This is a genomic window from Shimia sp. W99 (genome assembly GCF_053851455.3).
In genome coordinates this window covers 2839221-2862962 of record NZ_JBSQBU020000001.1, presented here as the reverse complement: position 1 = coordinate 2862962, position 23742 = coordinate 2839221, and the positions used below count along the sequence as shown (strand labels likewise).

General features: G+C 61.9%; 24 protein-coding genes. 8 read left to right on the top strand and 16 right to left on the bottom strand.

Annotation, left to right across the window (positions count from 1 at the left end):
• Positions 1-109: 109 nt before the first annotated feature.
• A complete protein-coding gene (locus ACS3QZ_RS13915) occupies positions 110-670 on the top strand; it encodes a L,D-transpeptidase (protein ID WP_093092029.1) in 561 nt (186 codons plus the stop codon).
• A gap of 15 nt (positions 671-685) precedes the next feature.
• On the opposite strand, the gene ACS3QZ_RS13910 is transcribed toward ACS3QZ_RS13915, so the two are convergent.
• From ACS3QZ_RS13910 to dapE, 4 genes are all read right to left on the bottom strand, one after another.
• Positions 686-1942: a lytic murein transglycosylase gene (locus ACS3QZ_RS13910; protein WP_456038380.1), complete on the bottom strand. Its 1257-nt coding sequence runs from the start codon at positions 1940-1942 to the stop codon at positions 686-688.
• 97 nt (positions 1943-2039) lie between these two features.
• Positions 2040-4295, bottom strand: coding sequence for a ribonuclease R (gene rnr, locus ACS3QZ_RS13905; RefSeq protein ID WP_456038379.1), 2256 nt, complete (start codon positions 4293-4295; stop codon positions 2040-2042).
• 41 nt (positions 4296-4336) lie between these two features.
• Positions 4337-4960 carry a TIGR04282 family arsenosugar biosynthesis glycosyltransferase gene (locus tag ACS3QZ_RS13900; protein ID WP_456039344.1) on the bottom strand — a complete coding sequence of 208 codons (624 nt, stop codon included), beginning with the start codon at positions 4958-4960 and terminating at the stop codon, positions 4337-4339.
• Between the two features lie 28 nt (positions 4961-4988).
• Positions 4989-6134: a succinyl-diaminopimelate desuccinylase gene (dapE, locus tag ACS3QZ_RS13895; protein WP_456038378.1), complete on the bottom strand. Its 1146-nt coding sequence runs from the start codon at positions 6132-6134 to the stop codon at positions 4989-4991.
• A gap of 372 nt (positions 6135-6506) precedes the next feature.
• Between dapE and ACS3QZ_RS13890 the strand changes: the two genes are divergently transcribed.
• Positions 6507-7604 (top strand): Hint domain-containing protein, encoded by a 1098-nt coding sequence (locus ACS3QZ_RS13890; protein WP_456038377.1) that lies wholly within the window; start codon positions 6507-6509, stop codon positions 7602-7604.
• Between the two features lie 19 nt (positions 7605-7623).
• Here ACS3QZ_RS13890 and ACS3QZ_RS13885 read toward each other — a convergent pair whose 3' ends face one another.
• Positions 7624-7989 carry a DUF8846 family protein gene (locus ACS3QZ_RS13885; RefSeq protein ID WP_456038376.1) on the bottom strand — a complete coding sequence of 122 codons (366 nt, stop codon included), beginning with the start codon at positions 7987-7989 and terminating at the stop codon, positions 7624-7626.
• 363 nt (positions 7990-8352) lie between these two features.
• Between ACS3QZ_RS13885 and ACS3QZ_RS13880 the strand changes: the two genes are divergently transcribed.
• Positions 8353-9939, top strand: coding sequence for a choice-of-anchor L domain-containing protein (locus ACS3QZ_RS13880; protein WP_456038375.1), 1587 nt, complete (start codon positions 8353-8355; stop codon positions 9937-9939).
• 78 nt (positions 9940-10017) lie between these two features.
• Here ACS3QZ_RS13880 and dapD read toward each other — a convergent pair whose 3' ends face one another.
• Positions 10018-10845 (bottom strand): 2,3,4,5-tetrahydropyridine-2,6-dicarboxylate N-succinyltransferase, encoded by an 828-nt coding sequence (gene dapD / locus ACS3QZ_RS13875; RefSeq protein ID WP_093092015.1) that lies wholly within the window; start codon positions 10843-10845, stop codon positions 10018-10020.
• Positions 10846-10989: 144 nt separating this feature from the next.
• Here dapD and ACS3QZ_RS13870 point away from each other — a divergent pair, with 144 nt between their 5' ends.
• Entirely contained in the window at positions 10990-11823 is an 834-nt protein-coding gene (locus tag ACS3QZ_RS13870; RefSeq protein WP_456038374.1) for an LOG family protein, read from the top strand.
• Between the two features lie 45 nt (positions 11824-11868).
• On the opposite strand, the gene ACS3QZ_RS13865 is transcribed toward ACS3QZ_RS13870, so the two are convergent.
• From ACS3QZ_RS13865 to ACS3QZ_RS13845, 5 genes are all read right to left on the bottom strand, one after another.
• On the bottom strand, positions 11869-12078 hold the full coding sequence (locus ACS3QZ_RS13865) for a hypothetical protein (protein WP_093092011.1): 210 nt from the start codon (positions 12076-12078) through the stop codon (positions 11869-11871).
• Between the two features lie 103 nt (positions 12079-12181).
• On the bottom strand, positions 12182-12565 hold the full coding sequence (locus ACS3QZ_RS13860) for a hypothetical protein (protein ID WP_456038373.1): 384 nt from the start codon (positions 12563-12565) through the stop codon (positions 12182-12184).
• 70 nt (positions 12566-12635) lie between these two features.
• Positions 12636-13829 carry a dual-specificity RNA methyltransferase RlmN gene (rlmN, locus tag ACS3QZ_RS13855; protein ID WP_456038372.1) on the bottom strand — a complete coding sequence of 398 codons (1194 nt, stop codon included), beginning with the start codon at positions 13827-13829 and terminating at the stop codon, positions 12636-12638.
• A gap of 96 nt (positions 13830-13925) precedes the next feature.
• Positions 13926-14930, bottom strand: coding sequence for a Hint domain-containing protein (locus tag ACS3QZ_RS13850; protein WP_456038371.1), 1005 nt, complete (start codon positions 14928-14930; stop codon positions 13926-13928).
• A 120-nt stretch (positions 14931-15050) separates the two neighbouring features.
• Positions 15051-15587 carry an invasion associated locus B family protein gene (locus ACS3QZ_RS13845; RefSeq protein WP_093092004.1) on the bottom strand — a complete coding sequence of 179 codons (537 nt, stop codon included), beginning with the start codon at positions 15585-15587 and terminating at the stop codon, positions 15051-15053.
• A 168-nt stretch (positions 15588-15755) separates the two neighbouring features.
• On the opposite strand from ACS3QZ_RS13845, the gene ACS3QZ_RS13840 reads away from it, so the two are divergent.
• Complete coding sequence (locus ACS3QZ_RS13840) at positions 15756-16751, top strand: asparaginase (RefSeq protein WP_456038370.1); 996 nt, start codon at positions 15756-15758, stop codon at positions 16749-16751.
• Positions 16752-16863: 112 nt separating this feature from the next.
• On the opposite strand, the gene ACS3QZ_RS13835 is transcribed toward ACS3QZ_RS13840, so the two are convergent.
• The 5 genes from ACS3QZ_RS13835 to ACS3QZ_RS13815 form a co-directional block, all read right to left on the bottom strand.
• Positions 16864-17178 carry a YciI family protein gene (locus ACS3QZ_RS13835; protein WP_456038369.1) on the bottom strand — a complete coding sequence of 105 codons (315 nt, stop codon included), beginning with the start codon at positions 17176-17178 and terminating at the stop codon, positions 16864-16866.
• A gap of 23 nt (positions 17179-17201) precedes the next feature.
• On the bottom strand, positions 17202-17630 hold the full coding sequence (locus ACS3QZ_RS13830) for an SRPBCC family protein (RefSeq protein WP_456038368.1): 429 nt from the start codon (positions 17628-17630) through the stop codon (positions 17202-17204).
• A complete protein-coding gene (locus ACS3QZ_RS13825) occupies positions 17627-17947 on the bottom strand; it encodes an ArsR/SmtB family transcription factor (RefSeq protein ID WP_456038367.1) in 321 nt (106 codons plus the stop codon). The genes ACS3QZ_RS13830 and ACS3QZ_RS13825 overlap by 4 nt, the downstream gene beginning before the upstream one ends.
• A gap of 147 nt (positions 17948-18094) precedes the next feature.
• Positions 18095-18970, bottom strand: a complete 876-nt coding sequence (serB, locus tag ACS3QZ_RS13820; RefSeq protein WP_456038366.1) for a phosphoserine phosphatase SerB — start codon at positions 18968-18970, stop codon at positions 18095-18097.
• 24 nt (positions 18971-18994) lie between these two features.
• Positions 18995-19852, bottom strand: coding sequence for a Stf0 family sulfotransferase (locus ACS3QZ_RS13815; RefSeq protein WP_456038365.1), 858 nt, complete (start codon positions 19850-19852; stop codon positions 18995-18997).
• 194 nt (positions 19853-20046) lie between these two features.
• Between ACS3QZ_RS13815 and ACS3QZ_RS13810 the strand changes: the two genes are divergently transcribed.
• The 3 genes from ACS3QZ_RS13810 to ACS3QZ_RS13800 all read left to right on the top strand — a co-directional run bounded on the left by ACS3QZ_RS13810 (position 20047) and on the right by ACS3QZ_RS13800 (position 23718).
• Positions 20047-21192: a phosphoserine transaminase gene (locus tag ACS3QZ_RS13810; RefSeq protein WP_456038364.1), complete on the top strand. Its 1146-nt coding sequence runs from the start codon at positions 20047-20049 to the stop codon at positions 21190-21192.
• Between the two features lie 93 nt (positions 21193-21285).
• Entirely contained in the window at positions 21286-22881 is a 1596-nt protein-coding gene (gene serA, locus ACS3QZ_RS13805) for a phosphoglycerate dehydrogenase (protein ID WP_456038363.1), read from the top strand.
• A gap of 108 nt (positions 22882-22989) precedes the next feature.
• A complete protein-coding gene (locus ACS3QZ_RS13800; RefSeq protein ID WP_456038362.1) occupies positions 22990-23718 on the top strand; it encodes a metallophosphoesterase family protein in 729 nt (242 codons plus the stop codon).
• The last annotated feature ends 24 nt before the right edge of the window (positions 23719-23742 follow it).

Here is a 23742-nt window from a genome sequence, read left to right as displayed (position 1 = left end):
GGTAGGGTCAACGGCCATTCCAGTAACGAACTGGTGAGGACAATGGTGTGCACTCTTTGCAGAATACCATGGCTCATGGCATGCTGAATCCAGAGCAGGAGAGACCTTCATGAAACGACGCACATTCCTCACCGCCGCAACCGCCGCACTGGCCACGCCTCAGATTCTGCGTGCGTCTGCCGGAGTGCCTTTCGAGCTGATGGAACACCTGCGCCCCCGCGAAGTACGCGTGCAAAAGAAGTACGGGTTCGAACCGGGCCAGCTCGTGGTCACGCTCCAGGCGCATTACCTTTACCACATGCATGATGAGCGCACCGCGACACGCTATGGCGTGGCAACAGGTAAAGAGGGTCTGAATTTCCGTGGCAATGCCGTGATCGGCCGCAAGGTCGAATGGCCCAGCTGGCGCCCGACGCAAGAAATGATCGAACGTAATCCCGGCTATGCGCGCTATGCCAACGGCATGCCCGGCGGCCCCAACAACCCACTCGGCTCACGCGCGCTCTATCTCTATCAGGACGGTCGCGACACCTTGTTCCGCATCCACGGCACCAATACACCCCAGTCCATCGGCACGCCCTCGTCCAACGGCTGCATCCGCATGCTGAATGAGCACGTGGAGCACTTGTACACGCGCATCCCGCTTGGGACCAAAGTCACGGTGATGTAACGCCTCGCTCGGCCCCTATCGCAGCTTTTTAAGGATATGCAGCGAGGCATAGCCATCCGGCTTCATGCCATTCGCTTTCTGAAACTGCCGCACGGCCTCGATGGTCAGCGGCCCGATTTTGCCGTCGATCTTCTTCGTGTCAAAGCCCTGGCCGGTCAGCCGTTCCTGCAGCTCAATCCGCTCGTCATAGGTCAGCGCCCGATCCTCGCGCGGCCATTCCCCCCGGATCTTCGCGCCCCCAAGGATGCGATCCCCAAGATGCCCGACACCGATCACATAGGCATCGGCGGTATTATAGCTTTCCAGCACTTTGAAATTGTCAAAGATCAGGAACGCCGCGCCATTCGCCCCCGCAGGCAGCAACACCGACGCCTTGCCATGGTTGGACACCGCGCGCCCGTCCATATCCACAACCCCCAACCGCGCCCATTCGCTCGGCATCTTCATGTTGTCGCGGTTGGCCTCGGCGTAATCGAACCCCTTGGGCAATTGCACCTCGACCCCCCAGGGCTGCCCCTTGGTCCAGCCATTCGCCTTGAGATAGGCCGCCGTTGACGCCAGCGCGTCGCGTGGATCATCCCCCCAGATGTCCCGCTTGCCATCGCCGGTGAAATCCACCGCGTGTTGCAGGAACGAGGTCGGCATGAACTGTGTATGCCCCATCGCCCCGGCCCAGCTGCCCTTCATCTGCGCCGCCGTCACGTCCCCGCTCTGTAAAATGCTGAGTGCTGCGGTCAGTTGATCCTCAAAGAACGCCCCGCGCCGCCCGTCATGGGCCAGCGTCGCCATCGCCTCAATGATCGGGATTGATCCGCGAAACGTGCCATAGGCGCTTTCCAGCCCCCAGATCGCCACCACGATCTGCTTGTCCACGCCGTACCTGGCCTCGATCTCCTCCAGCTCGCCCCGCTGCTTGGTAAGCGCGGCCTGTCCGTTCTTGACCCGCAAGTCCGACGTGGCGCTGTCAAGATACTCCCAGACCGTCTTGGTGAATTCCGACTGGTTGCGATCCTTCTGGATCACGCTTGTATTGTAGCGCAGGTCCGCCATGGCCCGGTCAAACACGTCCGCGCGTATCCCGGCGGCCAATGCGCGGTCCCGGTAGCCCTCGATCCACCGATGAAACGCCGCGTTTCCGCTTTCGCTCACCTGCAAAGCCACAGGTCTGATCGTCGGGCGCAGCGACTTGCCCGGCGCATTTGCCTCTGCAACGCCCACGCCCACCACCACCCCAAGGGTGGCCGCCATCAAAGCTGAACCAGGATACCGCATATGTGCCTCATGCTCTTTTGTACGAGAGACTAACGCGATTGCGCGCCCCGTCAAAGCGAGTCGACGTGGCGCACGCAGGGATTTGCCGATCAACGACCTACTGCCGCCGACGTGATACCTTGCGTTTGATCTTGTCCGCCTTGCGTTTGGCCTTGGTCGCTTTGCGCCGGACCGGGCGGCCTTTGCCACGCCCCCCCGAGCCGCGTTTGACCACCTCGCCTTCCAGCGAAATCAGTTCCAGCGCCACACCGCCCGTCACCGGGGCGGCTTCGGCCAATCGCACGGTCACGCGTTGCCCCAACCCGATCACCAACCCGGTGTCGGCCCCAACCAAGGTGTTGGTATCACGGTCAAAATGGAAATATTCGCGCCCCAGTTCGCGCATCGGGATAAGCCCATCCGCCCCGGTTTCATCCAGCTTCACAAAGACGCCAAACCGGGCAATCCCGCTGATCCGACCTCCGAATTCCTCCCCGATCCGCTCGGACAGGTAGGACGCCAGATAACGATCCGTCGTGTCCCGTTCGGCCAGCATCGACCGCCGTTCCGTTTCGGAAATATGGGTAGCCGTGTTTTCAAGCAGCTCCACCCCCTCGGGCGACAACCCATCATCGCCCCACCGATGCGCCGAGATCAGCGCCCGGTGCACGATCAGGTCGGCATAACGCCGGATCGGTGACGTGAAATGGGCATAGGCCTGCAGGGCAAGGCCGAAATGCCCGAAATTCGACGGGCTGTAATAGGCCTGCGTCATCGACCGCAGGGTCGAAATGTTGATCAATTCGGCCTCGTCCGTACCTGCGGCGGCATCCAGAAGCGCGTTCAGGTGCCGCGTCTGCAACACCTGCCCCTTGGCCAGCGTAAATCCCGAGGCAGCGGCCGTTTCCCGCAGCGCGTCGAGCTTTTCGGGGCTGGGTTCCTCGTGAACCCGGAACAACAGTGGCGATTTTGCCGCAATCAGGGTCTCGGCGGCACAGACATTGGCCAGCACCATGAATTCCTCGATCAGCTTGTGCGCATCGAACCGGTCGCGGAAGGCCACCGATTCCACTTCACCCGCATCGCTCAGCACGATCTTGCGTTCCGGCAGATCAAGGTGCAGCGGCTGGCGCGCCGCCCGCGCCTTGGTCAGCGAGTCATAGGCGGCATAAAGCGGGGTGATCACCTCGTCCATCAAAGGCGCGCAGGTTTCGTTGGGGGTGCCATCGCGGGCCTGTTGCACTTCGGCATAATTCAGCGAGGCGACCGAGCGGATCATGGCACGGGTAAAGCGGTGGCCGATCTTGCGGCCCTTGGAATCCACCTGGATGCGCAGCGCCAGCGTGGCGCGCGGCACCCCTTCGTGCAGCGAACACAGGTCGCCCGAAAGGCGATCCGGCAGCATCGGTACAACGCGGTCGGGGAAATAGCTCGAATTGCCCCGCTTGCGCGCCTCGCGGTCAAGCGCGGTGCCCGGGCGCACATATTGCGCCACGTCGGCAATCGCGACCCAGATGACATGCCCGCCATCGTTCTTGGGGTCGTCATCCTCATGCGCCCAGCACGCATCGTCATGGTCACGCGCATCCGCCGGGTCGATGGTGACAAAGGGCAGGTCGCGCAGGTCTTCGCGGTCTCCCAAAGGCGCAGGCTTGGCCGCGTCTGCCTCCTTGATCACGTCATCGGGGAAGGTGTCGGGAATGCCGTGCTGGTGAATCGCGATCAGCGACACCGCCTTGGGCGCGCTCGGGTCGCCCAGCCGCGACACCACCTTCGCGCGCGGCAGGCCCAGCCGCCCTTTGGGGCCGGTCTGTTCGGCCTCGACCAGTTCCCCGTCCTTGGCGCCGCCAACGTGGTCGCTCAGAACCATCCATTCCTTGCCATCGCCCTTGTCGACCGGAACAATGCGCCCGCCTTCGTCGGTTTTGCGGAACACGCCCAGAACCCGGCGCGGGTTGGTGCCGATGCGTCGGATCAGCCGCGCCTCATAGGCATGCTCTTCACCCGTGACTTCGGTCAACCGTCCAAGAATGCGGTCGCCTTCGCCCAACGCGGGATCGCTGGCGCGTGGGATCACGAGGATACGCGGTTCTTCGGCCTCGCCGTGCCACTCCAAGGGTCGCGCGAACAGGTCGCCGTCGCTGTCGGCGCCGGTGATCTGCAGCACAGACACGGGCGGCAGCTTGTCCGGATCGCGATAGGTTTTGTGGCGCTTTTGTAGGTGCCCCTCGGCCTCAAGCTCCTTGAGAATCCGCTTGAGATCAATCCTGGCCGCGCCCTTGATGCCAAAGGCCTTGGCAATGTCGCGTTTCGAGGTGAGGGTCGGGTTCTCGGAAATCCATTCAAGGATTTCCTCTTTTGTGGGTATGCGCATGGGAATGGCCTAGCACGGGGCGCGCGCGGCGTCACGCGGGATTAGGGGGCGCTGCCCCCTCGTTCGAAAATCGTAAGATTTTCGATCTTCACCCCCGGGGTATTTCCGGAAAAAGAAAGACGCAGGTCCGCAATTGTGTCGATGTCGTGCAGGGTCGCCACCGTGGCAATGCGGTGATGGGGCAGGGTGGCGATGCTGTCGGCAAGGGCGTGGGGCGTGGACCAGCGGACGTTTTCGAACAGGGTGGCAGGTGCGCGGGCGTGTTTCAGGCCAACCAGCCAGTAGCCGCCGTCCATGGCCGGGCCGAACACGGCATCATGGTCGCCGAGCGCGCGGAACGCCTCTGCGATGTGGTGTTTGCGGATGCCGGGTATATCGGCCCCGATGACCAGCGTCGGCCCCGGCAGCCCATGACATAACTGGCGTTTCATCCGCGCACCAAGATCGCCCCGCCCCTGGCGCGCGCGCCGGAACTGCGCGGGCCAGACGCGCGAGGTCAGCCCCTCCCTATCCGGTGCAACTGCGAGGATGATCTCCCAGCGTGGATCATGCAGGCGGTGCAGAAGCGACAGGCTTTGCAGGCGGAACCAATGTGCTGCCGCCCCCATGCCGATATCGCGCCCAAGACGGGTTTTGACGCGGCCTGGGCGCGGTTCCTTGACCATGACCACCAGCCGTTGCCGCCAGCGATATTCAGCCGAAATAGTCACGCAATATCCGCGAATAGATCGCTTTGAGCTGATGGATCTGGTCGACAGGTACGTTCTCGTCGACCTTGTGCATGGTCTTGCCCACCAGCCCGAATTCCACCACCGGGCAGTGATGCTGCACAAAGCGCGCATCCGAGGTGCCCCCCGAGGTGCTGAGCTCCGGATCGCGCCCGGTCTCGGCCCTGACACTGGCCGCGACCAGATCCGAAAGCGGCCCCGGCGGCGTGATGAAGCTTTCACCGGAAATCTTGACCTGCATGTCGATTTCGACCCCGGTGTCGGCGCCAACCGCGTCCACCAAACCTTGCATCCAGTCGGTCAGCGATGCACCCGAATGGGCATCGTTGAAGCGGATGTTGACAGTGGCGCGGCACTCTGCCGGGATCACGTTGGTCGCCGGATTCCCTGTATCCATCGTCACCACCGCCAGCGTCGAGGCATCGAAATGCGCGGTACCCTCGTCCAACACATGCGACGACATCCGATCCATCAGCCGCGCCATGGCCGGAAGCGGGTTCTTGGCGCGATGCGGATAGGCGGAATGGCCCTGCACCCCGGTAAAGGTGAAATAGGCGGTCAGCGATCCGCGCCGCCCGATCTTCATCATGTCGCCCATCTCGTTGGGGCAGGTGGGTTCCCCGACAAGGCAGACCGACATCTTTTCCCGTTCGCGGTCCATGTAGTCGAGAAGTGCCGTAGTGCCGTCGATCGCGTCGCCTTCCTCGTCCCCGGTAATGGTCAGGATCACGGCGCCGTCCGGTGGCGTATTTGTCACGAAATCCACCGCCGCGGCGGCAAAGGCGGCGACACCCGATTTCATGTCCGTGGCCCCGCGTCCAAACATGATCCCGTCCCGGATTTCCGCGCCGAACGGGTCGGCGGTCCAGGCCGCCGCGTCGCCGATTGGCACCACGTCGGTATGGCCGTTAAAACCGAAGGTGCGCGGGTGCCCCTTGTCGCCCCAACGCGCGAACAGGTTGGACACGCCGCCCCGATCCACGCGCGCACAGGCAAATCCGGCATCGCTCAGGACCTTTTCGAGCAACACCAGCGCGCCGCCCTCTTCCGGTGTGACAGAGGGGCAGCGGATCAATTGCGCGGTCAACAGGGCGGCGTCGGTATTGGGCATTGCGGGGTCCTTCATTTCCTGTCGTTCTGGACTTGGGGCAGTTGTCGCACAGCCCGCCATTGCCGGAAAGCCACAAAACACCCCGGCTCCCGTCACATTCGCGTCCAAGCCCCTTAACAGGCGTCCTTTTTTCGTGTTTAGATAGAGCCAATAACACGACCGAGGCAGGTCACACGAGCAGTCAGGCCAACAAAAAGGCCCTCCGCAGCATCCCGGCGTTTCTGACGCCGGTTTGATCGTTGCATACACCTGACCGGGATAATCCCGGCGCTGCTGGTGGAATCCGCTTAGGTGCGATGGGCGCAGGCAGCAGGCCGTTTGTGATAGAGGCTTTCAACGCCAGCGCGTCCGACATGGCAAGGGACCAAAAGCATGAGCTGGATCGCATTATGTGATACCACCCGCGCGCATTTCCGCGCCGATGGTCTCGCGCGGCATGCTCAGCCCCTTCCCAAGGACGGTCCCGATCTGCACCGGCCAATGGTCTCGGGCAGCCTTGTTCTAGAAACGCAAGTGTCACCCTATGACCGCCCCCAGCTCCTGATCGGCTACCGGTCGCCCCGCCAGGCAAGCACCGCCCTGACGCTTCAGGCCGTGCCCGGCGGTGGCATCGTGCTTGTCATGACCCGGGGGGCAGAGACATTCCACGCGGCCGTCAACCTGGATACCGGGGGGCGCACCGACATTCTGCGTGTCACCTATAGCTGGGATCTGCGTGCCCGCCGGGGGCGCTTGACGGTCGAGCGTCCGGGGCGCGCGCGCATCGCGATGCGCGAGCTCACCGACCCGATGCCGCTCAGCCGGGCCGATCTGCGTGATATGGTCATGAAGCGCGAACTCTGTGTGTTGTCGTCCGACATCAGTTATGTCGCGGCCTCGGACCGGATCGAGCCCGTCGGACCGATGCCGTCGCTTTGTCCCAACACGCCGGTCATGACCGGGTCCGGTTATCGCCCTGCGTCAGATATCCGCCGCGGCGATGTCGTGCAGACTCTGGAAGGTAGCCTCGTGCCCGTTCTGGCCACATTCCGCCGGACCGTTCCCGCGGCGGGCCTGTTCGCCCCAGTGCGGCTGCGCTCCCCGTATTTCGGCCTGACTCAGGACATCACCGTTTCCCCGTCCCAACAGCTTGTCATCGGTGGGTCGCGGGTTGAATACCTGTTCGGTTCCGAGCACGTGCTTGTGCCCGCCGGGCCGTTGACACACGGCAAGGCCGCATCGAAACGAAAGGGGGATCTTATGATCACCTATTGCCAGTTGATGCTGCCGGACCACGAAGCGGTCCTCTGTGCCGGAACCTATCTTGAAACCCTCAACATCGGGCGCATCCGGCGCAAGCGTGCCGCCCTGCGCGCCAGCCTGCTTTGCACCCAGCCGCGCAGCAGCCTGCCCGAACATTCCCGGACGGTGTTCCCGGTGCTGGGTGAGTTCGAGGCCCTGACACTCGCCGCACAACGCGCCGCCGCCTGACGGCGCCCCGCGCTGCGCCTCAGTTCATCGGCGCGTCACTGCTTTCGCTTTCCTCGCCATGGAAGAAAGGCGTCAACTGCGCCACCACGACCGAGTTCTCGTCCAGAGCCCGCTGCATCAACGCGCGTTCGTCCTCGGCGATATCATGCCCCTGCGCCTCGCGCTCCTCGATCGTGCCATAGCCGGTCACATCCAGCGGGTTGAGATCCGCCTGCTTGAGGATGGCCACGGTTTCGCGCACGGCCTCGGCCTCGTCCACGCCGCTGGCATAGATCATCAAAGCGCCCCCGGTGGCCTTGTCGGGAAGCCCGTCGCCCTCCTTGCGTCCAACCTGGACAAGAAGCGTATAGACCTGCTGGCGGGATTTTTTCTTGGGCTTTTCCATGGCGCTGGCCTTATCGCGGGACCGGCTGGCCCGTCAACCTGTGGATGCGGCGTTCCCCTGCTTTCGACTACAATTCGCGTCGATTGCAAGACAGATTGTCCCTTGGCGTAATCCAATTGGCAATGGTCTTGCCCTAGCTCTGGAAACATGGGCTCGCGACCGAGGCAGGTGTTCGTCCCCCCATTTTCAACGCGTCTCGCAGGCACGCGGGACGTCTCTTTTGCACAGGCTCCCGGGCGGCGCAAAGGGGGAATGGGCGTGGCGTTTTCTCCTGATAATTCGGTGGCGATTCCAAAGATATGAAGGGGCGCCCATACATACGTGCCTTGTGAGTGAAGACGGTTATCAGAAGGGGGAATGCTGATGCCAACGGCTTCGGAACTGCCAATTGACACATCTGCCAGCGCCATGGACATGGCAGAGACCATGTTCGGCTCGGGAATAGAAATCACGTCGGCCACCTATACCGGCGCCAGCGCTGCGTCGGGCATCTACAGCGATGGCGACACCGTCGCGCCGAATGTCACGCCATCGGATACCGGCGTCATCCTTTCCACCGGCAACGCCAGCGCAATCACCAACAGTTCGGGCGACGCCAACACCTCGGCTGGCACTTCGGGCAATATGAAAACCGCAGGCGATGCCGACCTCAACGCAATCGCCGGGGTCCAGACATACGATGCCGCCATTTTCGAAGCGACGTTCGTGCCCGACGGCAGCACGCTGACCATGCAGGTGGTGTTCTCGTCCGAGGAATATCTCGAATATGTTGGATCGGGTTTCAATGATGCAGTGGGTATCTGGGTCAACGGGGTCAAGGCCGAGCTGACTGTCGGGGATGGTGACATCACCATCAACAACATCAACGATGCTTCGAATTCCAACCTTTACGTCGACAACCCGGCCAATGCCGAGGTCGCCAACACAGAGATGGACGGGTTCACCGTCACGCTGACCCTCAAGGCGCCGGTCAATCCGGGCGAGGAGAACACCATCAAGATCGGGATCGCCGATGGCGGCGACCGCAGCTATGATTCCAACCTTCTGATCGCGGGGGACTCGGTCCAATGCGCGCTCGTCGCCGGAGGCGATGACATCGCCGTGGGGGCCGAAAGCGAAGACACGTTCGACATCCTTGCCAATGACACCACCAGCGCGTCGGGCACGCTGACCATTACCCATATCAACGGTCAGCCGGTGACGGCAGGCGACACGATCACCCTTGCGACCGGTGAAATGATCACGCTGAACGCGGATGGCACGATCACCGTCGAAACGGACGAGGATATTGGCACCAACGTCTTCACCTACACGGTCGAGGACGCGGACGGGAACACCGATGTCGGCTTCGTCAATCTTGAAACCACCGAGGCGACCACGCCCTGTTTCGTCGCCGGGACCGAGATTCTGACCCAGACCGGCCTTGTCCCGGTCGAGGCGCTCGAACCCGGTCACATGATCCTGACCCGCGACAATGGCTTTCAGCCGCTGCGCTGGATCGGCAGGACAACCCGGCTTGCCCTTGGTCATGACGCCCCCATCAGTTTTGCCGCGGGGGCGCTGGGCAATCACGAGGCCGTGTCGTTTTCACCCAATCACCGGATCCTGCTTAACTCGCCGAAGGCGGCGTTGCTCTTTGGCGAATCCGAGGTGCTGGTCAAGGCGCGCGATCTGGTCAACGGCAACACCGTCACGGTTCAGGAAACTGGCAGGCCTGTCACCTATGTGCATCTTCTCTTTGACCGCCACGAAATCGTGCGTGGCAACGGCATGGACAGCGAAAGCTATCATCCGGGCCGCGAGACCATGGACAGTTTCGATGCCGAAACACGTGCGGAAATCCTGCGCCTGATGCCGAACATGGACGCGATGATGGGCTATGGCTATGGTCCGTCCGCCCGCGTTGCCCTGCGCCGTTACGAAGCCGAGGCGCTGCTCAAGGTCGCCTGACCACGAAAAAGGCGCGCTCGAACCAAGCGCGCCTTCACCATTTCTCGTGATCCGCCGCGGGTCAGGCCCGCAACGGTATCAATCCCGCAGCAGCTCGTTGATCGAGGTTTTCGAGCGGGTCTGTGCATCCACACGTTTCACGATCACCGCACAGTACAGGTTCACACCGTTCTTCGACGGCATCGACCCGGCCACGACAACCGACCCGGCGGGCACTTCGCCATACATCACTTCGCCGGTTTCGCGGTCGACGATCTTGGTCGACTGGCCGATGAACACACCCATGCCTAGAACCGAGCCTTCGCGCACGATACAGCCTTCGACCACTTCCGAGCGCGCGCCGATGAAACAGTTGTCTTCAATGATGGTCGGGCCGGCCTGCATCGGTTCCAGAACGCCGCCAATGCCGACGCCGCCCGACAGGTGCACGTTCTTGCCGATCTGCGCACAGGAGCCAACGGTGGCCCAGGTGTCGACCATGGTGCCTTCGTCGACATAGGCGCCAAGGTTCACGAACGACGGCATCAGCACCACGCCCGGCGCGACATAGGCAGACTTACGCACGATACAGTTCGGCACGGCGCGGAACCCGGCTTGGGTCCATTCCGCATCGCCCCAGCCCTTGAACTTGCTGTCGACCTTGTCCCACCAATGGCCGCCCTGCGGGCCGCCATCCTGCTGTTCCATGTCCTTGAGGCGGAACCCCAGCAGCACGGCTTTCTTGGCCCACTGGTTCACGTGCCAGTCGCCGCTCTCCATCTTCTCGGCCACGCGCAGCTTGCCTGAATCCAGCGCGTTCAGAGTGGCTTCGATGGCTTCGCGGGTTTCGCCGCCGGTCGACGGGGTGATGGTGTCGCGGGCTTCCCACGCGGCTTCGATGGCTTGTTCCAGTTGGGCGTTCGACATGTCTTTATGGCTCCGATGAAAGAGGATTCGAGCTTTCATAACGGCATCGCGCCCCGACGTCACCCTCGCAATCGCGTGACTGGCCCTACGGCGCCAAACACAGTACCCCTGAAAGGGAAATGCGCATTCAAGGAAATCCAATACATGCCCGAAGATCGTTTGCACCCCCTATCCGATGCCCACAGCGACCGCGACGCCGCAAGCCATGTGCCCGACACGCCGCAAACCCGTTCCAAGGCCTACCGGCTGGCTTTCGCGGATGATGATTTCCTGTGCCGCGAAGAACTGCGCCCGGTCCGCCTTCAACTCGAACTGCTGAAACCTCAGCTGATCCTCGACGAGCACGGTATCGAAAGCACCATCGTGCTCTTTGGCGGGGCGCGTATCCCGGAACCGTCCAAAAAGGATACGGCGCGCACTGAGACCCTCGCGGGGCTGTCAGAGTATTACGAAGAGGCGCGCAAATTCGCCCATCTCATGACCGAGCGCAGCAACGGACGCGAGAATGTGATCGTTTCAGGGGGCGGTCCCGGTGTGATGGAGGCCGCGAACCGCGGTGCGGTGGATGCCGGGGGGAAATCCATCGGGCTCAACATCGTGCTACCGCATGAACAGGCGCCCAATGAATACGTGACGCCCGAGCTGTGCTTCAATTTCCACTATTTCGCGATTCGCAAAATGCACTTCCTGATGCGTGCCCGCGCGATTTGCGTCTTTCCCGGTGGATTCGGGACCATGGATGAAATGTTCGAATCGCTGACCCTGATCCAGACGGGTCGCATGGAATGCGTGCCGTTCCTGCTGTTCGGGCGCGACTTCTGGGAAAAGATCATCAACTGGGATGCGCTGGCCGATGCCGGCACGATCTCGGCCGAAGATCTGGAGTTGTTCCGCTTTGTCGAAACCGCCGAAGAGGCGATCGACGTGATCGACAATTGGGGCGATTGCGGACGACGGGGCAAAATCCCCGGGCGTTAAAGCATCCACCGTGCGGGGAGGGCGTCAATAAAACGCCTTGCCCGCTTACTGGATATGGCCCGGCAAAACGCCCAGCTCGGTGCCTTGGGGCAGCTTGGTCACGACCTGTGCACCCGCCACATCCTTGATTGCATAACCATACCCGGCGAGGCGGAATTTCCACTCCCGCACGCTCAGCGCCTTGCTGCGCTCGCGTTTCAGGATGTCCAGTACAGGCGCATCAATGATTGCGCCGCCAATATCTGCATGTGCCATCTGTCAGTCCCTTGCGTGTTTGTTCACACTTTAGAAACTGTCTGTTGATCGGGGCTGAATTGGCGCTCAATTATGGAAAGTTTATGGCGGGGAAACAGATTGTTTACGATTTCGGGGCTTTCAGAGAGGGAAACAGGAACTTCGGCACCAGAATCCCGGCAATCAGCGCCCCGAGCCAGACCAGCAATGTCGCGGCCAGAAGATTCGCCGTCCCTCCGATGCTGAACCCTGCCACGAAAGGCTGCGTGATCAGCAGGCCAAAGAAGATCGCCACCAGCGACAATCCCCCCAACAGCGATGGCATGTTCTTTTCCGAAATCTTGCGGATGATCGGCGTGATCACCATCAGCACCACTGTGAAAATCACCGTCACGATGATCAGCGCCAGAAACCCGATGGAAAACCCATCCAAAAGAATCATGGCCAGCAAAAGACCGACGGCATTGGTAATCAGATGTGCCGCGGCGGAAATGACAAAACGGGGCATGTGCGCGTTCCTCCTCAAGAAACCCTGCGCCACAGCCTAGCGGCTTTTCCCGATCAGATCACGCGCAACTTCAGGCGCCGCCCAGCCCGGCTTCGGCCTCGATCTCCTTGCGCGACTTGCGCGCCCGCTCGGTGGCCGACTTCAACTGACCACAGGCGGCCATGATGTCTTCGCCGCGCGGGGTACGGATCGGAGAGGCATAGCCCGCCTTGTAGATGATGTCCGCGAAGGCTTCTATCCGGTCCCAGTCCGAGCGCTGATAAGGCGAACCGGGCCATTCGTTGAACGGGATCAGGTTGATCTTGGCCGGAATGCCGCTGATCAACTTGACGAGCCGCCGTGCATCCGCGTCGCTGTCGTTCACATCCTTCAGCATCACGTATTCGAACGTGATCCGCTCGGAGTTGGACAGGCTCGGATAGGCGCGTAGCGCCGCCAGAAGCTCTTCGATATTCCAGCGCTTGTTGATCGGCACCAGCTTGTCGCGCACCTCGTCCGTGGTGGCGTGGAACGATACAGCCAGCATACAGCCGATTTCTTCGGCGGTCTTGGCAATCTCGGGCACCACGCCGCTTGTCGACAACGTGATCCGGCGGCGCGACAGGGAAATGCCCTCGCCATCCATCGCGATTTTCATTGCGTCACGCACGTTATCGAAATTGTAGAGCGGCTCGCCCATGCCCATAAGCACGATATTCGACACCAGCCTTGGTCCCGCATCGCCTGTGCCGACGCCCGGTTGCGGCCATTCATCCAGATCGTCGCGTGCCATCATGATCTGCCCGACGATTTCCCCGGCGGTCAGGTTGCGTACCAGCTTTTGTGTGCCCGTGTGACAGAAGGAACAGGTCAGCGTGCAGCCCACCTGAGAACTCACACACAGCGTGCCGCGGTCGGTCTCGGGGATGTAAACCACCTCAACCTCGTGCCCGCCCGCGATCCGCACAAGGTACTTGCGCGTTCCGTCCGCGCTGATCTGGCGGCTCACCATCTCGGGGATCTCGATGCAGAACGTTTCGTCCAGCTGCGCGCGATACGCCTTGGCAAGGTTGGTCATGGCGTGGAAATCCCGCACGCCCCACTGGTAGATCCACTGCCAGATCTGGTTCACCCGCATCTTGGCCTGCTTTTCCGGCGTGCCATTCTCGATCAGAGCGCTGCGCAGCCCGTCCCGCGTCAACCCGACAAGGTTGATCTTGCCGCCTTCAGGCAGCTTGCGGGGAATGGTCATTACGTCCTGCGTGACGGGGGCGCTGGCGGTCATGGCTTTTGGGTCCGGGCTAGGAAATCAGACGGGTGCATTACACCATTTGGCCGCAAAAGCAAACAAAACAAGGGGCAGAGGGCCGGGTAGGGCGCGTCAGGCCACCCAGGCCGACCGCACCGCCACCTGCGCCTCGTGCGATTTCAAACAGCGCCGCGCCGTTTCGCCATAGGCTACCAGCTCGATCAGCTCGGGGAACAGGCGCAACAGCTCGTCCCGCGCCTCGTGCTCGAATTGGTCAAAGGTCATTTCTCCGGGGTGGAAACTCTCGGTCTGCATCCCGTCGGAAATGATGATCTCGTGCTTGTCGAACAGGATGTGGAAGTATTCCGGCGTCGGCACATAGGACACCTGCTTGATGCCCTTCCAACCGACAAGCTGCTTGGCCGGGATCAGAACCTCACGTTCCTCGAACAGCATTTCAAAGCTCGGGTCGCGCATCCAGACCCGGTGATTGGGCGAAACATAAAGGTCGCGTGCCGGAACCCCCCGGCCCATGGCCCCGCGCGGAATGCAGATTGGCGCGCATTTCTCGTGCCCTGCGCCCCGCGCGTCCGCGACATAGGACCCGATCCAGCGGATCGGCGCAAAGCCGCCATCGCGCACCACAACCATGTCACCGGGGCGCAGGTTTTCCACCGCAACCTCGCCCCGACGCGTGGCGATCTTCGTCCCGACAAGGAAACACGGGATCGTGCCTTCGTTAATGGCGCCCGTCGTCCAGTTGCCATTCTGATCAAGCTGAACCGATTCATTCTGGTTGTTGCCGGTCGACCCGATCTGGGTCGATGTCATGCCCGCCGCCGGACCGCTTGTCGGGGTCACGATATTGTCAAACGACACGAAGCTGACCACGACACCGTCCACCACCAGCGCGACGGCCCCGTCCTTGTGCACGGCGGCATCCAGCGAATAGACATCCTGTCCGAACATCGTGTCGTCGTAGTCGCCGATCCCGTTGATCGACCGCACGTTGCCATTGGGGTGATATACGACGATCTGTATGGTCGACACGTCCATCCCGGCGGGCACCGAAGTTTCTATGAAATCCTCGTTGCCTGCTCCGCGATACTTGATCTCGGTAAATTTCGGCTCCGCCATGTCCTGCCTCCACGTTCCGTTCGTCCGACCGGTTGTCCCGATCGGCTTCCCCCATGTGGCGATGTGGCAGTGTCCGGCCCTGGCAGAGGCCCCGTCCCGCCGCGAAAGGCGGGTATTACATTACTTGCAGCGTTTCTCGGCGTCTTCCACCGCGGCGGTGAACCCGAGAAGCGAAAACGAATCCTCGGTCTTGGTCCCGCGCGAGGACCGCGCGGTCAGCGTGGCCTTGCTGCCCCGCTTCATGGCCGCGATGATCTTGGCATCGTCCCCGGACGACGCGGGCCAGGCCCATTCGCCTTCGGTGATCATCACGAATGAGTTGCCATCCACCGTGACCTCGACATTCGATCCGCTGGCAAAGGGATAGCCGCCGGTAAAGCCGACCTGTCCTTCGACCTTCATATGCGGCAGGTAGCTTACCATCAGAAGGATGTCGCTGCGGCGCACGGCGACAACGCGCCCTTCGCGCGTGTTGACGCTCTCCTTGGCGGTGCTGACCGCCCAGCATTCCTTCTTGCCGCTGTCGCTATGTTCGAAAACACTCCAGTCGGTCATGGCCGCGACCTGGTTTTCGCTGACCTGCTGCGCCTGCGCCCCAACGGCCAAAAGCGACAGACCCGCTGCCGCAACCAACGCGCTCACGAAACGTGATCCCATAATCCACAGCCTCCAAGCTGTTCATTTGCCTCAATAGTCCCAGCCCCGGCTTGATGCCTTGTTTTGTTGGGCTGGACATTTCTATCCCGATGGCCACAGTTTAGCCTGATTTATTTGCGGGGCGAAAGACCCGTTGGCACAAAATTGCCGGTGAAAAAGCGAGGATTCATGGTTCAACCTGTCCCAATGGTGGAAATCTGGCGTGGTGATTTCCTTGAAAACACCCATCACGGCCATGCCGTGGTCTGCGACGCAAGTGGCGCGATCGTCGAAAGCTGGGGCGATCCGAACGCCGTGATCCTGCCGCGCAGCTCCTCCAAGATGCTCCAGGCATTGCCGTTGATCGAAAGCGGTGCCGCCGATGCGCATAGGCTGACGGACCAGCACCTCGCCCTTGCCTGCGCCTCCCATAACGGGGCCGATATCCACACCTTCATGGTGCGTGACTGGCTATCCGCACTTGGCCTTGGCGAAGACGATCTGCGCTGCGGCCCCCAAGAACCCGCCGACATCCCGGCCCGCAATGCCCTGATCCGCTGCGGTGATCCGGCCTGCCAGATCCATAACAACTGCTCGGGCAAACACAGCGGCTTCCTGACCCTCTCGCGCCATCTCAAGGCAGGCCCGGAATACATCGACCCGGATCACCCGGTCCAGAAGGCGGTGCGCGAAGCGGTAGAGGATACGACAAACGAAACCAGCCCCGGCTACGCGATCGACGGCTGTTCCGCCCCCAATTTCGCCAGCACCATGCACGGCATGGCCCGCGCCATGGCCTTCTTTGCCGCCGCGCGCGAAGGGCAGGGCACTCGCGCCACCGCTGCCGCCCGCCTGCGCGATGCCATGGCCAAACACCCCGAATATGTCGCCGGAGAAGGCCGCGCCTGCACCCGGCTCATGCGCGCCATGAATCACAAGGTCGCCATAAAAACCGGGGCCGAAGCCTATTTCATCGCCATCCTGCCCGAACAGGAACTGGGCATCGCCCTCAAGATCACCGACGGCACCACCCGCGCCGCCGAAGCCGCAATTGCGTCCCTTCTGGTGCGCCACGGCGCGCTTGATCCGGACCACCCGACCGCGCGCGAATACATCAACGCCCCGATCACCAACCGGCGCGACATCCTTTGTGGTGTCATGAAACCCACCCCGGGCTTCCCCTGATCCAAAAACAACGGGGCCGACACACGGCGTGGCCCCGTTGTTTCTTTTTCCAAAAATACCCCCGCCGGAGGCATCCGACCTCGCGACAGGCGCCGCGCGTTCGGATAAAGCGCTACATCTCCATCGCTTCCGCGACTTCCACGGTGCCGCCGCCTCCGTCCAGGATCGGACAGCCCTTGGCGATCGCGATGGCTGCATCCATGTCGGCGGCATTGACCAGCGTATAGCCCGACACCGGGTTCGCCCCGCCATTGTCCTCGACACCCGACGCGGTCACGGTCTTGGACATCCCCGCCGGGTTGCCCCCGTCAATCAGGTCCGCGCCGACCCCTTCCATCCACGCGCCCCAGGCTGCCATGACCTTTTCGCCCTCTTCCGGCGTCTCGGGGCGTCCGCCGCCATGGTAAATGAACATGAATTTGGGCATTGTCTTCTCCTCCTGTTGAAACCCTAGCTGAACAACGCGTCCAGCTTGTTGAGAGAGGATCCCCAACCCATCTCGTAATTCTGTGCGGCCTCGGCGTCGGACAAGTCCCGATGGTCGAGGATCAGCGTCGCGCCGCCCTCCGAGGCTGCGACTGTAAACGTCACATGGCTCTCCGGCCCGCGCGCATCCGCGTCGTCATGCCAGGCCCATGTAAACCCGACCGAGCGTGGCGGATCATAGCTCGTCACTTGCCCCGAGACCTTGAACCGCTGCCCCTCGCCATTGACCATGACCGAAAACCACGGCCCCAGCCGCGACAGGTCCAGCGCATGTTCGGGCACGTGCAGCCCTTCCGGTCCCCACCATTGCAACAGGTCCGCCTGCTGCGTGACAGCCGCAAACAGCCGCTCCGGCGAGACCGGATAACTCCGCTCCAGTCGCAAATCGCTCATTCCTTGTCCTCCGCCAAAAGCGCGCCGAGCCGGTCCAACCCCGCCTCCCAGAACGCGCGATGATCCATGGTCCAGTTCGAAATCGCCCTGAGCGCCTCGGGCCGCACGGAATAGAGCCGCCGCGTGCCCTCGGCCCGTTGCCGGATCACCCCCGCCTCGCGCAGCACCTTGAGATGCCGCGAAACCGCCGGTCCGCTGATCTCGGCATTCGCAACCAATACACCGGCGGGCAATTCCCCCTCGGCCATCAGCCGCTCTACGAGCGCAAGGCGCGTCTCGTCTGCCAATGCAGCAAAAGTATGTGAAAGCTGTACCATGACCTTATTTAACATATCCGTTAAATAGAAAGCCAACGCTTTGTTGTCACGGTTTCGTGAGCGTGTAACAAACCTGCCCCGGACATAATCCGGGGGACGTTCCATGGTTGAAAGGGTGAAAATCCGGGTCAGCCCCGGACCGGGCTGTTAAGCAACAAACTCCGCCTTGGCATATCCCTGAATGTAAAGCAGCGCGCTCAGGTCGCCGAAGTTGATGCGGATATCGCATTCCGCCGCTACCGACGGTTTCGCATGAAGCGCCACTCCGGCCCCGGCCAGCCCCAGCATCCCAAGATCATTGGCCCCGTCGCCCACGGCCATCACGGCATCATGGGTCAACCCAAGGCGCTCAGAAATCTCTTTCAACGCCTGCACCTTGGCCTCGCGCCCCAGAATCGGCCGCCCCACATCGCCGGTCAGAACACCGTCTTCGACCAACAGCGTATTGGCCCGGTTCTCGTCAAACCCAAGCTCGGCAGCCACCTTGGCGGTAAACGCCGTGAACCCGCCCGAAACCAGCGCGGCATAGGCCCCGTTCGCCTTCATCGTCGCCAAGAGCGCCTTGCCCCCGGGCATCAGAGTGATCCGCTCGGCCAACACCTTGCCAATCACACCCTCATCCAAGCCCTTGAGCAACCCAACGCGTTCGGTCAGCGCGCCTTCAAAGTCCAGCTCGCCATTCATCGCACGCGCGGTGATGTCCTTGACCCGTTCGCCAACCCCGGCCTCGTCGGCCAGCTCGTCAATGCATTCCTGCTGGATCATGGTGCTGTCCATGTCGGCCAAAAGCATCTTCTTCCTGCGCCCCTCGGCGGGCAGGATCACCAGGTCCACACCCATCTTCTGCAGGTCCGCCCAGACGTCCCAGCGATTGTCCGGCATCACCTCCAGCGTGAACTCCGCCGCCTCATCCACGGCCAGCCAGTTGGCATCCCCACCCCCCCATGCATTACGCAGCGACTCGACCAGCGCAGGATCAAGCGACGGGGAAGAGGGGGCCGTAAGCAAAGTGGCGACGAACATGAGGTTTCTCCGATAGTGGGCTGCTTAATTCTGCAGTGCGGCTATCATCTGAGCGCGCGCCCTGTCCAGCCTCGCCACGAAACGAGGGTTGTCCTCGCGAAATCGCTGCGCGAAATCATCGCTTCTTTGACCACCCAGTTTTTGATGTCGGTTCCGAGTTGTCACATCGACGCTCAGTTCAACACCGACATGCAAGGCGACTTGCCTGATGAGAGCAGTTTCATCCATCGCAATGGTCCGTTCATAGCTGAGCCGCAAGGGCTGCAGACCATTTCGAGAAAAGAGGCGTTCGGTGCGCTGTTCCATCCATCTGATGCGCCAGATGGCAAGCCTGATGGTCATGGCATCATACCGGAACGCCGCTTCATCCGTGTCCCCGCTTGCACTCTCGTGCCCAATGGCATGCGCCTGCCTGGTCTGTAACATGCGCAGAACCGAAACTGCCTGCGCGACGATATCTTCGCGTACCAACCACAGGCAGGCCGTAGGCTGCACCGCCCTGAGAAACCGAGCCCCGGTTCCAAACGCCCGCATGATGTGCAGAAAGGTGACCTCACATCCAAAGACGCCGCCCAATTGATGTCCGCGCAACAAGAGTGGCGTGTAAGTCCGCATGCTCGTGGCCCCATAGAACTGCGCGATGGCTGGCATGAAGGCGGGATTGAAAACCTCATCGGGCTTACCCAGCGCACTGGTATACGTCAGCAGATCGGTCAGCCTCGACGATCCGCTGCGTGGCGTGAAGAAAATGACATAACGCGGATCGGCCAACGCCATTTCCCGCACTTGCGCGGCGCGTGCCGGATTGGCTTCTACCTCCCGAAACGGGTTTTGGAGAAACCCCAGACCTCTCGCGATCAGGTTCTTTTTTGCATCAGCCATTCTGTGACACCTGTTCACTTTTCAAGTCATCCACCTTTGCCAAGTTTCCTATCATGAACAATCGAGACGCAAAATTGGTGCAATTGGTCGCTTTGGGGTCATTTATCAGGTTGCCGGCCGAAGATTCGCCAACTATGTCCGTCCGTGGGACACCCCTCCCCAACGAGGGGCGCTTATCTGGAAGGGTAGCATTGATGGCTATTTCACAACCGGCAACGCGGCCGGCCAACCCGCGTTTTTCCTCTGGCCCCTGCGCCAAACCCCCCACATTCGATGTCACCAAACTCGCCGACGCCGCTCTGGGCCGCTCGCACCGTGCCGCCATTGGCAAGGACAAGCTGAAGGCCGCGATCGAAGGCACGCGCGACGTTCTGGGCATCCCCGCTGATTACAAGATCGGCATCGTTCCCGCCTCGGATACCGGCGCGGTCGAAATGGCCCTGTGGTCGCTTCTGGGCGCACTCAAGGTCGAGATGCTGGCATGGGAAAGCTTCGGCTCCGGCTGGGTCACCGACGTGGTGAAGCAGCTCAAGATCGACGCCGAGGTGAAAACCGCCGACTACGGCCAGATCGTCGATCTCGCCTCGGTCGATTGCAACAACGACGTCGTCTTCACATGGAACGGCACCACCGCTGGAGTGCGCGTCCCCAACGCCGACTGGATCGCGGATGACCGCGAGGGCCTCACCATCTGCGACGCCACCTCGGCCGCCTTCGCAATGGATCTGCCCTGGGACAAACTGGATGTGACCACCTTCTCCTGGCAGAAAGTCCTGGGTGGCGAAGCGGCCCACGGCATGTTGATCCTCAGCCCCCGCGCCGTTGAACGTCTGGAAAGCTACACGCCCGCATGGCCCCTGCCGAAAATCTTCCGCCTGACCAAGGGCGGCAAGCTGATCGACGGCATCTTCACCGGCGCCACCATCAACACCCCCTCGATGCTCGCCGTCGAAGACTACCTCTTTGCGTTGGACTGGGCGCGCTCGGTCGGTGGCCTTCAGGGTCTGATTGCCCGCGCCGATGCCAACGCACAGGCCGTGTTCGATTTCTGCGACGCCAACGACTGGATCGCCAACCTCGCCGAGGATGATGCGACCCGTTCGAACACTTCCGTGTGCCTGAAGTTCACCGATGACCGTATCCAGGACGGCGCCGCCTTTGCCAAGGCCGTCGCCAAGCGTCTGGAGAACGAGAACATCGCGCTCGACATCGGCGCCTATCGCGATGCCCCCGCGGGTCTGCGCATCTGGTGCGGCGGCACGGTGGAAACCTCGGACATCGAGGCCATGCTGCCTTGGCTCGCATGGGCCTTCGAGGCCGAAATCGAAGCGCAAGCCTGAGACCAAGGTGCGTGCAAGCACGCACCCTACCACAACCCCGTAGGGTGCGTGATCTCACGCACCGCTTCCCGACATTCCAAAAGGACCACCACCATGGCCCCCAAAGTACTCGTATCCGACAAACTCTCCGAAACCGCCGTCCAGATCTTCCGCGATCGCGGCATCGACGTCGACTTCATGCCCGATCTGGGCAAGGACAAGGACAAGCTCGCCGAAGTGATCGGCCAGTATGACGGCCTTGCCATCCGCTCGGCAACCAAGGTCACCCCGACCATCCTCGACGCCGCCACCAACCTCAAAGTGGTTGGCCGCGCCGGCATCGGCACCGACAACGTCGACAAGGAAGCGGCATCGAAAAAGGGTGTGATCGTCATGAACACCCCCTTCGGCAACATGATCACCACCGCCGAACACGCCATCGCCATGATGTTCGCCGTCGCCCGCCAGATCCCCGAGGCCTCCGCCTCCACCCATGCGGGCAAATGGGAAAAGTCGAAATTCATGGGCGTCGAACTCACCAACAAGACCCTCGGCGTCATCGGTGCAGGCAACATCGGCGGCATCGTCTGCGACCGTGCCCGTGGCCTCAAGATGAAGGTGATCGCCTATGACCCCTTCCTCTCGGAAGAGAAGGCCAACAAGATGGGTGTCGAAAAGGTCGAACTGGACGATCTCCTCGCCCGCGCCGACTTCATCACCCTGCACGTGCCCTTCACCCCGGCAACCGCCAACATCCTGTCGGCGGAAAACCTCGCCAAAACCAAGAAAGGCGTGCGCATCATCAACTGTGCCCGCGGTGGTCTGGTCGATGAGGAAGCGCTCGCTGAGCTGCTGAAATCCGGCCATGTGGCGGGCGCTGCATTTGACGTGTTCTCGGTCGAACCGGCCACCGAGAACCCGCTCTTCAACCTGCCCAACGTGGTCTGCACCCCGCACCTTGGCGCGGCAACCACCGAGGCACAGGAAAACGTTGCCCTGCAGGTCGCCGACCAGATGGCCAACTACCTGCTGACCGGCGCCGTTGAAAACGCGCTGAACATGCCGTCGGTCACGGCGGAAGAAGCCAAGATCATGGGCCCGTGGATCAAGCTTGCCGATCACCTCGGCGCCTTTGCCGGTCAGCTCACCGACGAGCCGATCAAGGCAATCAACATCCTTTATGACGGTGTCGCCGCCGACATGAACCTCGAGGCGCTGAACTGCTCGGTCATCGCGGGTATCATGAAGCGCGTGAACCCTGACGTGAACATGGTCTCGGCCCCGGTTGTGGCCAAGGAACGTGGCATCAAGATCTCGACCACCAACCAGGACAAGGCAGGCGCCTTTGACGGTTATGTCAAGGTCACCGTCGTCACCGACGCACGCGAACGCTCGGTTGCGGGCACCGTGTTCTCGGATGGCAAACCGCGCTTCATCCAGATCAAGGGCATCAACATCGACGCCGAGGTCGGCGCCAACATGCTCTACACCACCAACGAAGACGTGCCGGGCATCATCGGCATGTTGGGTCAGACCATGGGCGAAAACGGCGTCAACATCGCCAACTTTACCCTTGGCCGCGCTGACGTCGGTGGCGAAGCCATCGCTCTGCTCTACGTCGATGATCAAGTCCCTGCGCCGATCATCGAGAAACTGTGCAAGACCGGCATGTTCCGTCAGGTGAAACCGCTCGCCTTCGATGTGGCCTGATCCAGAAACGCACTGCAAAATCGACGCCGTCCCACACCGGGGCGGCGTTTTGCTTTTCCCGCGCCGCCTCCCGGTCTACAAGGCTCCTGCAGACGCAGGAGACACCCCATGACCGCCCCCATCTATGCTGTCGGAGACATTCACGGACACCTCGACAAGCTTGACGCGGCGCTTGAGCGGATCACCCGCGACGGCGGTGCGGATGCCAAGGTGGTGTTCCTCGGCGATCTCGTGGACCGTGGCCCCGACAGCCGGGGTGTGATCGACCGGCTCATGACCGGCCTGCAAGAGGGCCGGGACTGGACCGTCCTGCGTGGCAACCATGACCGGATGATGTCCTACTGGCTCTCCGAGGACATCAAGCCCGATCCCCAGCTTCTGCTTGGCTATCACTGGCTCGACGACCGTATCGGTGGGCTTGATACCCTCGCGTCCTACGGCGTGACCGTGCCGGACGGCGCGCGCTACTACCAGGTCCATCCCGAGGCACAGCAGGCCGTTCCAACGGCCCACCGCGATTTCCTCGACGGGTTGCCCTACCACCATCTCCATGGCGATCTGCTCTTCGTGCATGCAGGGGTCCGCCCCGGCCTGCCACTGGCGGAACAGTCCAATGACGATCTGTGCTGGATTCGCCGCGAGTTCCTCGATTATTCCGACCCGCACCCGTGGCTTGTCGTACATGGCCATACACACCGACCGACACCGGAGCATCGTGGCAACCGCGTCAATCTCGACAGCGGGGCAGGCCATGGCCGCGCCCTGACCGCAGCGGTGTTCGAAGGCCGCGATTGCTGGGTGCTGGACGAAGACGGGCGCCGGGTGCTGCGGCCCTGAGGCAACGGGACCAACCCTTACGCA

Coding starts and splice junctions, on each gene's coding strand:
- ACS3QZ_RS13880 (WP_456038375.1), top strand. CDS start 8,353: ATGCCAACGGCTTCGGAACTGCCAATTGACACATCTGCCAGCGCCATG.
- ACS3QZ_RS13890 (WP_456038377.1), top strand. CDS start 6,507: ATGAGCTGGATCGCATTATGTGATACCACCCGCGCGCATTTCCGCGCC.
- dapD (WP_093092015.1), bottom strand. CDS start 10,845: ATGTCGAACGCCCAACTGGAACAAGCCATCGAAGCCGCGTGGGAAGCC.
- ACS3QZ_RS13915 (WP_093092029.1), top strand. CDS start 110: ATGAAACGACGCACATTCCTCACCGCCGCAACCGCCGCACTGGCCACG.
- ACS3QZ_RS13840 (WP_456038370.1), top strand. CDS start 15,756: ATGGTTCAACCTGTCCCAATGGTGGAAATCTGGCGTGGTGATTTCCTT.
- serA (WP_456038363.1), top strand. CDS start 21,286: ATGGCCCCCAAAGTACTCGTATCCGACAAACTCTCCGAAACCGCCGTC.
- rnr (WP_456038379.1), bottom strand. CDS start 4,295: ATGCGCATACCCACAAAAGAGGAAATCCTTGAATGGATTTCCGAGAAC.
- ACS3QZ_RS13850 (WP_456038371.1), bottom strand. CDS start 14,930: ATGGCGGAGCCGAAATTTACCGAGATCAAGTATCGCGGAGCAGGCAAC.
- ACS3QZ_RS13800 (WP_456038362.1), top strand. CDS start 22,990: ATGACCGCCCCCATCTATGCTGTCGGAGACATTCACGGACACCTCGAC.
- ACS3QZ_RS13815 (WP_456038365.1), bottom strand. CDS start 19,852: ATGGCTGATGCAAAAAAGAACCTGATCGCGAGAGGTCTGGGGTTTCTC.
- ACS3QZ_RS13835 (WP_456038369.1), bottom strand. CDS start 17,178: ATGCCCAAATTCATGTTCATTTACCATGGCGGCGGACGCCCCGAGACG.
- ACS3QZ_RS13860 (WP_456038373.1), bottom strand. CDS start 12,565: ATGCCCCGTTTTGTCATTTCCGCCGCGGCACATCTGATTACCAATGCC.
- ACS3QZ_RS13845 (WP_093092004.1), bottom strand. CDS start 15,587: ATGGGATCACGTTTCGTGAGCGCGTTGGTTGCGGCAGCGGGTCTGTCG.
- ACS3QZ_RS13885 (WP_456038376.1), bottom strand. CDS start 7,989: ATGGAAAAGCCCAAGAAAAAATCCCGCCAGCAGGTCTATACGCTTCTT.
- ACS3QZ_RS13825 (WP_456038367.1), bottom strand. CDS start 17,947: ATGGTACAGCTTTCACATACTTTTGCTGCATTGGCAGACGAGACGCGC.
- ACS3QZ_RS13830 (WP_456038368.1), bottom strand. CDS start 17,630: ATGAGCGATTTGCGACTGGAGCGGAGTTATCCGGTCTCGCCGGAGCGG.
- ACS3QZ_RS13910 (WP_456038380.1), bottom strand. CDS start 1,942: ATGCGGTATCCTGGTTCAGCTTTGATGGCGGCCACCCTTGGGGTGGTG.
- ACS3QZ_RS13865 (WP_093092011.1), bottom strand. CDS start 12,078: ATGGCACATGCAGATATTGGCGGCGCAATCATTGATGCGCCTGTACTG.
- ACS3QZ_RS13900 (WP_456039344.1), bottom strand. CDS start 4,960: ATGGTCAAGGAACCGCGCCCAGGCCGCGTCAAAACCCGTCTTGGGCGC.
- serB (WP_456038366.1), bottom strand. CDS start 18,970: ATGTTCGTCGCCACTTTGCTTACGGCCCCCTCTTCCCCGTCGCTTGAT.
- rlmN (WP_456038372.1), bottom strand. CDS start 13,829: ATGACCGCCAGCGCCCCCGTCACGCAGGACGTAATGACCATTCCCCGC.
- ACS3QZ_RS13870 (WP_456038374.1), top strand. CDS start 10,990: ATGCCCGAAGATCGTTTGCACCCCCTATCCGATGCCCACAGCGACCGC.
- ACS3QZ_RS13810 (WP_456038364.1), top strand. CDS start 20,047: ATGGCTATTTCACAACCGGCAACGCGGCCGGCCAACCCGCGTTTTTCC.
- dapE (WP_456038378.1), bottom strand. CDS start 6,134: ATGCCCAATACCGACGCCGCCCTGTTGACCGCGCAATTGATCCGCTGC.